At 73.5% G+C, this 12,192-nt stretch carries 11 protein-coding genes; 9 read left to right on the top strand and 2 right to left on the bottom strand.

All coding sequences use genetic code 11. The features are described 5' to 3' along the window. Window positions 1–47 precede the first annotated feature (47 nt). The 9 genes from AB0947_RS34290 to AB0947_RS34250 all read left to right on the top strand — a co-directional run bounded on the left by AB0947_RS34290 (window position 48) and on the right by AB0947_RS34250 (window position 9,595). Window positions 48–1,049 (top strand): fumarylacetoacetate hydrolase family protein, encoded by a 1,002-nt coding sequence (locus tag AB0947_RS34290; protein WP_366754278.1) that lies wholly within the window; start codon window positions 48–50, stop codon window positions 1,047–1,049. Further along, window positions 1,046–2,002: a cyclase family protein gene (locus AB0947_RS34285; RefSeq protein ID WP_366754277.1), complete on the top strand. Its 957-nt coding sequence runs from the start codon at window positions 1,046–1,048 to the stop codon at window positions 2,000–2,002. The genes AB0947_RS34290 and AB0947_RS34285 overlap by 4 nt, the downstream gene beginning before the upstream one ends. Window positions 2,003–2,026: 24 nt before the next feature. Then, complete coding sequence (locus AB0947_RS34280; protein WP_366754276.1) at window positions 2,027–3,157, top strand: FAD-dependent oxidoreductase; 1,131 nt, start codon at window positions 2,027–2,029, stop codon at window positions 3,155–3,157. Continuing rightward, window positions 3,154–4,152, top strand: coding sequence for an amidohydrolase family protein (locus AB0947_RS34275; RefSeq protein WP_366754275.1), 999 nt, complete (start codon window positions 3,154–3,156; stop codon window positions 4,150–4,152). The genes AB0947_RS34280 and AB0947_RS34275 overlap by 4 nt, the downstream gene beginning before the upstream one ends. Window positions 4,153–4,156: 4 nt before the next feature. After that, entirely contained in the window at window positions 4,157–5,089 is a 933-nt protein-coding gene (locus AB0947_RS34270) for a VOC family protein (protein WP_366754274.1), read from the top strand. A 96-nt stretch (window positions 5,090–5,185) separates the two neighbouring features. Continuing rightward, a complete protein-coding gene (locus AB0947_RS34265; protein ID WP_366754273.1) occupies window positions 5,186–6,157 on the top strand; it encodes a fumarylacetoacetate hydrolase family protein in 972 nt (323 codons plus the stop codon). After that, entirely contained in the window at window positions 6,154–6,900 is a 747-nt protein-coding gene (locus tag AB0947_RS34260; RefSeq protein ID WP_366754272.1) for an SDR family oxidoreductase, read from the top strand. The genes AB0947_RS34265 and AB0947_RS34260 overlap by 4 nt, the downstream gene beginning before the upstream one ends. 391 nt (window positions 6,901–7,291) lie before the next feature. Further along, window positions 7,292–7,528 carry an MFS transporter gene (locus AB0947_RS34255; protein WP_366754271.1) on the top strand — a complete coding sequence of 79 codons (237 nt, stop codon included), beginning with the start codon at window positions 7,292–7,294 and terminating at the stop codon, window positions 7,526–7,528. Between the two features lie 633 nt (window positions 7,529–8,161). Beyond that, window positions 8,162–9,595, top strand: a complete 1,434-nt coding sequence (locus tag AB0947_RS34250) for a hypothetical protein (RefSeq protein ID WP_366754270.1) — start codon at window positions 8,162–8,164, stop codon at window positions 9,593–9,595. 12 nt (window positions 9,596–9,607) lie between these two features. Here the strand turns inward: AB0947_RS34250 and AB0947_RS34245 are convergent, their stop codons facing one another. Both AB0947_RS34245 and AB0947_RS34240 read right to left on the bottom strand, forming a co-directional pair. Continuing rightward, the gene (locus AB0947_RS34245; protein WP_366754269.1) at window positions 9,608–10,381 is read right to left on the bottom strand and encodes an HAD family hydrolase; all 774 of its coding nucleotides are present in this window, start codon (window positions 10,379–10,381) and stop codon (window positions 9,608–9,610) included. A gap of 622 nt (window positions 10,382–11,003) precedes the next feature. Beyond that, window positions 11,004–12,077: a LacI family DNA-binding transcriptional regulator gene (locus AB0947_RS34240; RefSeq protein ID WP_366754268.1), complete on the bottom strand. Its 1,074-nt coding sequence runs from the start codon at window positions 12,075–12,077 to the stop codon at window positions 11,004–11,006. Window positions 12,078–12,192: the final 115 nt, after the last annotated feature.

The following is a 12,192-nucleotide window of genomic DNA, read 5'->3' as shown; positions in this document are numbered from 1 at the left end:
GATCTTGGGCAGCGGGTCCAGATTGGTCCCACCGCAATCAGGAGGACATGTCCGTGAAACCTGAACCCTCGTCCGCGCTCTTCGCAGGACCGTTCGGCCTCGCCACCCTCTCCGCCCCGGACGGGCCGCCGTTCCCCGCTCTCGTCACCCCCGACGGCCGTGCCGTCGACCTGCGGCACGTCTTCGGCGACGACCGGCTGATCACCCTGGACGTGCTGGACCGCTGGGAGACGGCACTGCCGCGGCTGCGCGCGCTCGCGGCCGCCGCCGGCCCGGCCCGCGCGGCCGTCACGGACTTCCGTGTGCACGCGCCGGTGACGCCGCGGCAGGTGTTCCAGTCGGGCGCGAACTACCGGCAGCACGTCATCGACCTGCACGTCGCCCACCGTGCTCCCGGCGACGACCGGCCGGAGAGCGAGCGGCGCGCGGAGGCCGCCGAGATCATGGACCGGCGGGCCGCCGAGGACCTGCCGTACGTCTTCACCGGCCTGCCCACCTCGATCACCGGCCCGTACGACGACGTCGTCCTGCCCGCCTGGGCGGAACAGCCTGACTGGGAACTGGAGCTGGCCGTCGTGATCGGCAAGCCGGGCTACCGGGTGCCGGTGCGGGACGCGCCGGAGTACATCGCCGGCTACACGATCGCCAACGACCTGACCGACCGGGCCACCGTCTTCCGCCGGGACATGCCGCAGATCGGCACCGACTGGCTGCGCAGCAAGAACGCCCCCGGGTTCACCCCGCTCGGCCCCTGGATCGTCCCGTCCGAGTCCGTCGCGGACCCCGACGACCTTCGCGTCCTGCTCAAGCTCAACGGCGAGACCATGCAGGACGAGTCGACCAAGGACATGATCTTCAAGGTCGCGCGGATGGTGTCGTACGTCTCGCAGACCGCCCGTCTGCTCCCCGGCGATCTGGTGCTGACCGGCAGTCCGGCCGGCAACGGCATGCACTGGGGGCGGCTGCTGCGCGACGGCGACGTCATGGAGGGCACGGTCACCGGTCTCGGGGTCCAGCGCACCCGTTGTGTCGCGGAGGGCGCCGCGTGAACCGCCACGACCCCGCGGGCGCGATCGCCGAGGCCGCCAAGGCGTACTCCAACTGGGGCCGTTGGGGCGAGGACGACCGGCTCGGGACCCTCAACTTCCTGGACGAGGCCAAGCGCCGTGCCGGTGCGGCGCTGGTGCGGCGGGGCGTCAGCTTCTCGCTGTCCCAGTCCTTCGACATGAACGGCCCGCAGAAGGGCTGGCGCCGGCGCACCAACCCGGTGCACACCATGCTGGACACCGGGACCGACGCCGCCCTCGGCGTCCAGGGCTTCCCGCACGGCATCGGCGGCGCGGACGACGTGATCGCGATGCCACTCCAGTGCTCGACCCAGTGGGACGGGCTCGGGCACATCTTCGACCGCGGCAAGGCGTGGAACGGGCGGGCGGCCGAGAAGGTCGTCACCTCCGACGGCGACCTCGTCACCGGCATCGAGCACATGGCACCGTACGTCGCGGGCCGGGGCGTGCTGCTGGACGTCGGCCGGGTGACCGGCACCGGCGGGGAGCTGCCGGACGGCTTCGCGATCACCGAGGAGCACCTGGGGGCGACGGCCGAGGCGCACGGGGTGGCCGTCGGCCGGGGTGACATCGTGCTGGTGCGCACCGGGCAGCTGGCCCGGGCCCGCCGCGACGGCTGGGGCGACTACGCCGGCGGGCCCGCGCCCGGGCTGTCGTTCACCACGGCGGGCTGGCTGCACTCGACCGAGATCGCCGCGATCGCCACGGACACCTGGGGGTTCGAGGTCCGCCCGAACGAGTTCGAGCACGCCTTCCAGCCGCTGCACCAGGTCGCCATCCCGAACATCGGGCTGCTGATCGGTGAGATGTGGGACCTGGACGCACTGGCCGAGGACTGTGCGCGCGACGGCGTGTACGAGTTCTGGCTCACCGCCGCACCGCTCCCCATCACCGGCGCGGTCGGCTCCCCCGTCAACCCGGTCGCCGTGAAGTAACGTACGGAACAAGGGAGTTCCCTCATGAGCACAGCCCGCACGGCACTGGTGATCGGTGGTGGCGCCGCAGGCAACGCCACGACGGTCTTCCTGCGTCGCGCCGGCCTCACGGTGGACCTGGTCGAGGCGAAGGACGACTGGAACGCCACCGCCGGCTCCGGCATCACCCTCCAGGGCAACGCCCTGCGCGTCCTGCGCGAACTCGGCGTCTGGGAACGGGTGAAGGCGTCCGGCTTCGGTTTCGGCTCCGTCGGCATCACCGCCCCCGACGGCACGGTCCTGCACGTCGCCCGGGACCTGCGCACCGGCGGCGACGATCTGCCCGCCACGGTCGGCATGCAGCGTCCGCGGCTCCAGCGCATCCTGATCGACGCCGTACGTGCCAGCGGCGCCACGGTGCGGCTCGGGACGACCGCCGAGATCCTCGGCCAGGACGCGGACGGGGTCTCGATACGGTTCTCCGACGGCGGTGAGGGCCGGTACGACCTGGTCATCGCCGCCGACGGCGTCGGTTCCCCGACCCGCGCGGCGATCGGGATCGGCGACAAGCCGGAGCCGACCGGCATGGCCATCTGGCGGGTCGCCGCCCCGCGCCCGGCCGGAGTGGTCCGCACCGACCTCGCCTACGGCGGCCCGGCCTACATCGCCGGGTACTGCCCCACCAGCGACACCACCCTGTACGCGTACGTCGTCGAGGCCAACCGCGACCGCGCCGCCATCCCGCCGCAGACGTACGCCGAGGAGATGCGCCGCCTGGCCTCCGCCTACGGGGGCCACTGGCCGAAGATCACCGCACACATCACCGACCCGGCGAAGGTGAACTACACGTGGTTCGACCGGCTGCTGGTGGAGGGCTCCTGGCACCGCGGCCGAGTGGTGCTGGCCGGCGACGCCGCGCACTGCTGCCCGCCCACCCTCGCGCAGGGCGCGGCCCTGTCCCTGGAGGACGCCTGGGTGCTCACCCAGTTGCTGACTGCCTCCGACACCTGGGACGACGCCCTTTTCCAGGCGTACTACGAGCGGCGTACGGCCCGTGTCCGCCCGGTCGTGGAGGCGTCCGTGCGGATCGGGCAGTGGCAGCTCGACGGCGTCCGGGACGCGGACGTCCCCGGCCTGATGGGCCGCACGATGACGATGCTGCGGGAGCTGCCGTGAGCACGCCCACCATCGACGTCCACGCCCATGTGCTGCTCCCCGAGGTCGAGGCCCTGGTCGCCGGCCTGCCGGGGCTGGCGGAAGCGAAGGCGCTGGACGCCCGGCGCAATGGTCCGGCGGCACTCGCCGTGAGCGGCCCCATGGTGCGCGAGCGCGTCCCGGAACTGACCGACCCCGCCGTGCGGCTGGCCGCGATGGACGCCCAGGGCGTGGACGTCCAGCTGGTCAGCCCCTCCCCCTCGCACTACCACTACTGGGCGGACGAGGTGACGGCCGAGAAGGTGTACCGGCTGGTCAACGAGGCGACGGCGGCGCACTGTTGGGCGGCGCCCGACCGGTTGCGCGGGCTCGGCCTCGTGCCGTTGCAGCATCCGGACCACACGGTAGACGCCCTCGATCACGCACTGGACCAGGGCCTGCTGGGCGTCGAGATCTCCAGTCACGCCCCGGGGCGGGAACTGTCCGACCCGGCCTACGCGCCCTTCTGGACCCGGGCCGAGGAAACCGGCGCGCTCGTCTTCCTGCATCCCTTCGGCTGCACGCTCGACGAACGGCTCGACCGGTGGTACCTGTCCAACACCGTGGGCCAGCCGGTGGAGAACGCCGTCGCGCTCTCCCACCTGATCTTCTCCGGTGTCCTGGACCGGCACCCGGGCCTGAAGCTGATCGCCGCGCACGGCGGTGGCTACCTGCCCACCCACATCGGCCGCTCGGACCACGCCTGGTCGGCCCGCTCCGACGCCGGGGCCGGTTGCGCGCACCTGCCCAGCAGCCACCTCGGGCGCCTGTACTTCGACTCCCTCGTCCACGATCCGCGCGTGCTGCGGGAGCTGGTCCGGGTCGCGGGCGCGGACCGGGTGCTGCTCGGCTCCGACTTCCCCTTCGACATGGGCACCGAGGACCCCGTCGGCGCGCTGCGTGCGGCCGGTCTGCCCGACGCCGACTTCCACGCCGTACGCGGGGGCAACGCCTCCGCCCTCCTCGTCAAGGAGTGACCCCATGCGTCTTCTCACCCATCTGCGGCACGTCGACCTCGCCGTGCCCGATTACGACAAGCAGCTCGACTTCTACGCCGGTGTCTGGGGCCTGACGAAGGTCGCCGAGGACTCCGGGATCTCCTTCCTGGCTGCCGAGGGTTCCCCGGAGCAGTACGTGGTGCGGCTGCGCAAGGCCGAGGAGAAGCGCCTCGACCTGGTCTCCTACGGCGCCGCGTCCGCCGCCGACGTGGACACGCTCGCCGAGCGACTGCTGTCCGGAGGTGTCCAGTTGGTCTCTCAGCCGGGCAAGGTGGACACCCCTGGCGGCGGTTACGGCTTCCGCATCTTCGACGTCGACGGCCGCACCATCGAGGTCTCCGCCGACGTCGGGGTACGGCGGCACCGCAGGATCGAGGAGAAGGAGTCGATCCCGGTGAAGCTGAGCCATGTGGTGCTCAACTCCCCCGACCTGAACCGGACCCGGGAGTGGTACGAGACCCACCTCGGCTTCCGTCTCTCCGACACGCTCAGCTCGCCGCACATGGGCGAGGTCATGCACTTCCTGCGGATCTCCAGCCAGCACCACTCGATGGCGCTGGCGAAGGGCCCGCACACCTCCCTGCACCACATCTCCTTCGAGATGCGCGGCATCGACGAGTACCTGCGCGGCTCCGGCCGGGTGATGCGCGCCGGATTCCGGAAGATCTGGGGGCCCGGCCGGCACATGGCCGGCGACAACACCTTCACGTACTTCCTCGACCCGCACGGCAACACCGTCGAGTACACCACCGAGCTGGAGTGCCTGGACGAGGACACCTGGCACCCGCACGTCTACGACTTCTCCCGGCCCGAGGTCACCGACCAGTGGGGCACCGCGAATCCGATGAACGAACTGGTGGCGAAGGAGTCGTTCAACGACCCCGACCGCGGCGTCTTCGTCGCCCCGCCGGTCTGATCCCCCGCCCTCGGTCCCGGGGGCGCGGCCGGCCCTGCCACCTGCCCTGACGCAGTCCCGCCGCGCCCCCGGGCCCAGCCTGCCCGGAGCCGCACCATGCGTTTCGCCACCTACGAACACCATCACCGCCGCCGCGTGGCCGTCGTGGAGGACGACGGCACCCTGCTGCCGCTGCCCGGCGTCACCTCGCTCACCGACCTGCTGCGGGAGTCCGGCGGGCTGCCCGGCCTGCTCGCCGCGGGCGCGGCGGCGCGCGACGTACCGCCCGGCCCGCACATGTCGGAGGCCCGGCTGCTGCCGCCGCTCCAGCCGGCCTCCGTCCGGGACTTCGTCACCTTCGAGGAGCACGTCGAGGGCGTACGGCGCTCGGTGGACGGCGCGGCCGGCGTGCCGGAGCAGTGGTACACCGCCCCGACCTTCTACTTCACCAACCCGCACGCGGTCTACGGCCCGCACGACGACATCCCCGTCCCGCCCGGGTCGAGCGTGCTGGACTTCGAGCTCGAGGTCGCCGCCGTCGTCGGCCGCGAGGGCCGCGACCTCACGCCCGAGCAGGCCCGCGACCACATCGTCGGGTACACGGTCTTCAACGACTGGTCGGCCCGCGACCTGCAGTCCGCGGAGATGAAGGTCGGCCTCGGCCCCTGCAAGGGCAAGGACACCGCGACCACGCTCGGCCCGGTCCTGGTCACCGCCGACGAGCTGGAGCCTCACCGGGACGCCGACGGCTTCCTGCGTCTCGCCCTGACCGCCGAGGTCAACGGCGAGACGGTCGGCACGGATCTCCTGTCCCACATGAGCTGGACCTTCGAGGAGATGGTCGCCTACGCCTCGCGCGGCACGCGGGTCGTGCCGGGTGACGTGCTCGGCTCGGGCACCTGCGGCAACGGCGGCTGCCTCGCCGAACTGTGGGGCCTGCGCGGTGAGCGGACGCCGCCGCCGCTGAGGCCCGGTGACACCGTCACCCTCACCGTCGAAGGGATCGGCAGCGTGTCCAGCACCGTGGTGCCCGGTGCGGACCCGGTGCCGCTGCCCGCCGGCCGGCGCCGGTCCCGGGAGCGGCCGTGAGCGCCGTGCACTGCCCGAGGCTGCTGGGCAAGGTGGTGGTGGTCACCGGCGCGGCACGCGGTCAGGGCGCCGCCGAGGCGGAGGCGCTGTCCCGGGAGGGTGCGCGGGTGATCGCCACCGACGTGGACGGTGACTGCCGGCGCCTCGACGTGACCAGCGAGCAGGACTGGGCCGACCTCGCCACCGAGCTGAAGGAGTCGTACGGGCAGGTGCACGGCCTGGTCAACAACGCGGGCGTCACCTGGCGCGCCCGCCTCGGCGAGGTCCAGGCCGGGGACTTCGAGCGTGTGCACGCCGTCAACGTCACCGGCCCGCTGCTCGGCATGCAGCACCTCGCCCCGCTGATGCCGCCCGGCTCCTCGATCGTCAACGTCGGCTCCTCGGCTGCCCTCACGGCTCACTACCCGGTCGCCTACACCGCCAGCAAGTGGGGGCTGCGGGGGCTGTCGAGGACGGCGGCGCTGGAACTCGGCCCGCGCGGCATCCGCGTCAACACGATCCACCCCGGCTACATCGAGACCGGGATGACCGCCTCCGCCGCTCCCGCCTTCCGTGCGGCCAACGTCCGCGAGACACCGCTCGGCCGCACCGGAACCGTCGACGAGGTGGCCGGGCTGGTCGTGTTCCTGCTGTCGGAGGAGTCGTCGTTCATCACCGGGGCGGAGATCCCCGTCGACGGCGGGCTGACCGCGCACGGCGGGGTCAAGTCGGTCTCCGACGCGCTGCGCGAGGGGGCGTCGTGAGGCGGCTGGAGGGCGAGGTCACGCCGAGGCGGTGCGGGGGACGCGTCGTACCAGTGCGCCGAAGGCGGCCGCGGCCCTCCTTCAGCTCGTTCCGCCTGCCCGGCGAAAGGCTCGCGTGCAGGTACTCGAAACCGGGCGCCGGCATCCGGCCGTGACGTGGTCCGTTCCGCCACGGAGGCGCCCCAGGAAGGACGTGCGGTCGGGCGCTCCCCTGTGTTCCGGCTGCCCAGGGAGTCCTGGCGGCGGCGGTCGCCGGTGCCGTGCGGCACGTCGCCGTGTTCTTCGGCCGGGACTGTGTCGCCTGCGTCGCCTTCGGCCACGAGCACCCCGAGTGTGCCGTTGCGCCGGGGGCGGTCGAGTGGGAGGTCGCCCTGTACGTACAGACGTGGGCGTGAGCCTGGACGGCACCGTGCTGTCGGTCGCGCTGCCGACACTCGGCGGCTCCCTGGACGCCTCGCAGTCGGCGCTGGAGTGGTGGTCCTCCGGCTGCCTGCTGATGCCGGCCGCCGCCGTACTGCCGGCCGGGCTCATCGGCGACCGCTACGGCCGCGAGAGGCTGCTGCTCCTCTCGCCGGCCCTGTTCGGCGCCGGCTCGGTGAGTACGCCCCCGGGGCGACGGTGTTCCTGATCACCCGGCTCATCATGGGCGTGGCCGGGGCCGGGGCCGGGGTTACCGTCACGGTGCTGTCCGCCCAGAGGCGGCGTGGACCACGCGGGCGCCCGCTCCGTCGGAGGCAGCCCGCGGGAAGCGCTCCTCAGCCGGCAGCAGCCGCGGCAGCCACCGGGGTCCGAGCGGCGCGGCCGCGTGGACAACGGCAACCGGTGCCGCTCGGCGGGACACAGGGCACCGGCAGCGGCGTGACGTAGGCGAAGTCCTGCGCGGATCGCGGTCGCCCGGCCCGGGGTAGGCGATCCGCTCGGCCCGGCGGTGGGCCGGCGCCGGCCGGGCGAGCGCGCTTCCGCCGTGGTGCCGGGGAGTCAGGGCCATCGGTCACCCGGTGGCGGTACGCCGCTCACGCCGGCGGCGTCACTCGTCCGGCCGTCATCTCCTTCACCGGTCCTGTGGCAGCACGGGCCCTCCAGGGGGCGGGGACAACCGCCTGTCGCGCCGGCCGGGCCCACCGGACCGGGGGACCCACCTGCCTTGTTCGAATTGACGCCGGGCCGCCGCGGCCTCGTACTGAACACGACGGGCTCCTGGCACACAGGTGCCCCCGTCACCTTCCATCATCTGCAGCCTCTCCCCTCTCAGGGAGCCACCATGACGGTGCAGCAACAGACACCCACGAGCCCGACGGTCCTGGTGTACGAGGACGACCCCGGATTCCCACCCCGGGTCAACATGCCCGTACCGCATCCCGTTCCCCAGCTCGACACACAGCCGTTCCCGACGGCCATCGCGGACGCCGCGCCCCAGCCGGACGGTGCCGGGCCGGGCACCGAGGCGTTCCGCTACTGGGTGGCGGCCGATGCCCTCAGCAGAGCCGCCCAGACCTGGGGTCCGCTGGTTCCCACCGGGACCCAGTGGCACCCGACGGTCGGCCGCGCCCTCACCGCGCACCTCGACGCTGGGGTCGACCTCAACGCCTACTACGACCGCAAGGGCCTGTGGTTCTTCCGCAGCACGGTGGCAGGGGTCACCGTCGCCGCCTGCGAGAGCCCCGAGGTCGTCTCGCACGAGACGGGGCACGCGGTCCTCGACGCCCTGCGCCCCCAGTTGTTCAACACGGCGAGCGCGGAGACGGCCGCCCTGCACGAAGCCTTCGGCGACATCAGCGCACTGCTGACCTCGCTCCGGCTCGAACAGCTGCGGATCGCCGTGCTGGCCGAGACGCAGAGCGACCTGGAGCTGTCCTCCCGGGTGTCCAGGATGGCCGAGCAGCTGGGCGCAGCGATCCGGCAGGGCCACCCCAACGCGGTGGACCCGGACTGCCTGCGCAACATGTCGAACAGTTTCTTCTACCGCGACCCGGTGCACCTGCCGCCCAGCGGGCCCGCGAACACGCTGTGCAGCGAGCCGCACTCGTTCTCCCGGGTGTTCAGCGGCGCCTTCCTGAAGGTCGTCGCCGGGATCTTCCGCCAGCAGGAGCTCCAGGACCAGGCCGGTCTGGCCAGGGCGGCCGAGATCGCGGGACAGCTGCTGGTGGACGCCGTCGTGGCCGCGCCCGTGGTGTCCGCGTACTACGCGCAGGTCGCGGGTCACATGATCGCCGCGGACCAGCGCCGCAACGGCGGCAGCTACGGCCCGGCCCTGCGTTCGGCGTTCACCCGGCACGGCATCCTCTCCCTGGAGGCCGCCACGGCCATCACCGCGTCGGAGGTGGCCCGGCGGGGCGCCGGCATGGCGGAGGCGACACCGGGCGGCAGCGAGGAGGAGGGGCTGACGGCCGTCACGGTGCACGGGGCGACGTACGGCATCACCCAGCCCCTCACCCTGTCCGCTCCGGCGCAGGAACGACGCTTCGGCATCGCCGGCTCCGACCCCGCGGGCGGCTCGGTACGGCCCGCCGACCCCGAGCAGGTCGCCACGTCGTACCTCGAGGACCTCTTCCGGCGGGGCCGCGTCCACGTGCCCGAGGAGCACCGGACCGCCGAGGCGTTCGTCGACGACAGCCCCTCCCGGCTGAAGACCCACGAGGTCACCCGGAGCACGGCCGGCGAGGGTCTCGCCCTGGTCCGGCGATGCTTCGACTGAGCACCGGCCGGGTCAGCGGAAGCGCAGACGGCGGACGGTGAGCCGTCCGTCGTCCTCGCTCCGGACGACGTGCGTCGTACGCGGCGTCGGCTCCTCGCCCTCGTACACCGCCTCGCCCCGGGCCAGCAGATCGCTGATGAACTTCTCGGAGGCCCGGCGCTCGGCGTCGTCCGTCGGTCCGCCGTCCACGGGTTCTCTCGGGTCCACCGGGAAACCGGCGCGTTCGAGCGCTTCGGCGCCCCGCGTGGTCACCATCGCGAGCACCAGACGGTCGGAGACGCCGCGCACGACGACGGCCTCCGTGCCGTCCACGGCCGCGGTCAGCCCGGGCAGGTCCCGGCCGTCCGGCAGCTCGATCCACGCCCGGCGCACCGGACGGTCCTCCACGGCGGCGCGCGCGAACACCGGGTCGGCCGCCGTGCGCATCCCCGCCTCGCGGGCGAACGCGCGCTCCCGGGCGTCCTCGCCCACGAAGACGCAGTCGCCGGCCGCGGCCTCCCCCGCGCCGGCGACCGCCTGGTCGAAGATCGCGCGCCCGTCCTTCGCCCCCCAGTGCACCAGCGCCTCGTCCGTGAACCGGCCGGGGAACGCCTCCCGCAGCGCGGCCGCGGCATGTGCCGCGGCACCGGCGCCCGGCCCGGGGTCGGAGATGATGCCGGTGCGCAGGTCGCTGAGGGCGTCGAGCACGGCCATGACGCGCGGTCGGGGACGCAGTGTCAGGGAGCCGCCGGGTTCCACACAGGCGTCCGCCAGGGTCGCGCCGACGTCGAAGAAGATCACAGGCATGTGCAGTGCCTCCCCACGACGGCCGCTCCCGAGTCGGGCCCACCCGGGTGAGACGCCCCGGCGCCCTGCCCGGGGCGTTCGGCCATCCGGCCCGTTCCCGATCGGGCCGCCATGCCTGCGCGCACGGTGGCCGCCCTGGCACGCCGAGGCCGCCGTCAGCTCCCGGCGGGTCCGGCGCGCCGCTCGTACGCCCGTACCGCCAACTGCGTGCGCGAGGTGAGACCCAGCTTGCGGAGAGCGAGTGGGAACGGAGGCTGCTCCACAAGCCGCGCTGACTTCGGCGGAGGCGGCAAGTGGCTGCCCCGGTTCGGCGTGCGCGGGCCGGATGCCCCGCCCGCGCGGGAGTCGGCATGTGCGGTGATCGCAGCCCCGGTCGGCGAAGGGCCTGTCGGGCCGTCGGCACGGACAAGGGAGTACGCCCGGCGAGGCGGTGGGCGGCGCGGACAAGGGAGTACGCCCGGCGAGGCGGTGGGCGGCGCGGACGCCGAGGAGCAGCTGCCCGCGCCCCGGCACCAGCGTGCCCGGGAGCGTCCTCGTCCCGGCGCCGTGAGGGTGCGGGCAGGCGAGGTGGCGGCGCCGGCCTGCCGGTGGCCCGGCGCCGTACGCGTGGCGCGGTCCGGGATCAGGAGCTGCCCGCCGGGGCCCGCAGGCGTCGTGTCCGGGCGGGTACCGGGCCGGTCGACTCACGGGCGATGTACGTCGTGTTCAGGGTGTGCCGGCGGGGGCGGGCGGCGGCTCCGTTGATGCGGCGGATCAGGATGTCCGCGGCCAGGCCGCCCAGTTCCTGCACGGGCTGGCTGACCACGCTCAGCCGCGGCCGGATGAGCGTGGTCCATTCCGCGTCGTCGAAGCCGATCACCGAGACGTCGTCGGGGATGCGGGCGCCGAGGTCGAGCAGGGCGTCGAGGGTGCCGAGCGTCGCCACGTTGTCGGTGGTGAACAGGGCGGTGGGGCGGTCGGGGGAGGTCATCAGCTCCAGTACGGCCGACCGCGCCCAGGCACGCTCGTACCCGGTGTGCCGGATCAGCTCCGCGGAACGCGGGATGCCGGCCGCCCGCAGGGCCTGGCGGTAGCCGGCGACTCGTTCCGTGGTGGTCCAGATGTCCGCGCCCGGCGCCAGACGGGTGCCGTCGTCGCCCGGCATGGCCGAGGTGATCACCGCGATCCGGGTGTGTCCCGCCTCGGTGAACCGGGTGACCGCCGCCTTCACCGCCCCCCGGTTGTCGACGACCACCGTGTCCAGGGCGGCCCCGGTCACCACGCGGTCGAGCAGCACCACCGGGATGCCGGCGGAGACGGCGCGGGCGAGGTGCGCGTCGTCGGTGGCGGCCGGCGCCACCACGAGACCGTCCACGCGCCGCTCGATGAACAGCTGGACCGCGGCCTTCTCCTTCTCGCTGTCCTCGTCGCTGTTGGCGAGGATCGCCTGGAGTCCCGCCTTGGCCGCGACGTCGGCGATGCCGCGCACGGCCCGGGCGAAGTAGGCGTTCTCCACGTCGGCGACGACCACTCCGAGGGTGTGGGTCCGGCCGCTGATCATGCTGCGGGCCACGGCGTTGGTGCTGTAGCCCAGCTCGGCGGCGGCGGCGAGCACCCGCTCCCGGGTGGCCGCGCTCGCCGATCCGTACCCGCCGAGGACGCGTGCGGCCGTCGCCTGTCCCACACCGGCGTGCCGGGCGACGTCGGGAATGGTCACGCGACGCCTCGGCTGTGCTCCAGGGGGCATGTGCGGATCTCTTCGTGTCGGCCCGGCGAACGCCGGGGAACGGGACGGTGGGATTCAGCGCCATTCAACCATTGACGCGGGCCCG

The sequence above is a fragment of the Streptomyces sp. NPDC047841 genome, assembly GCF_040704085.1.
Taxonomy (GTDB): Bacteria; Actinomycetota; Actinomycetes; order Streptomycetales; family Streptomycetaceae; genus Streptomyces; species Streptomyces argyrophylli.
Note: the sequence above shows the minus strand (reverse complement) of the source record. Positions and strands in the feature narration are given on the sequence as shown.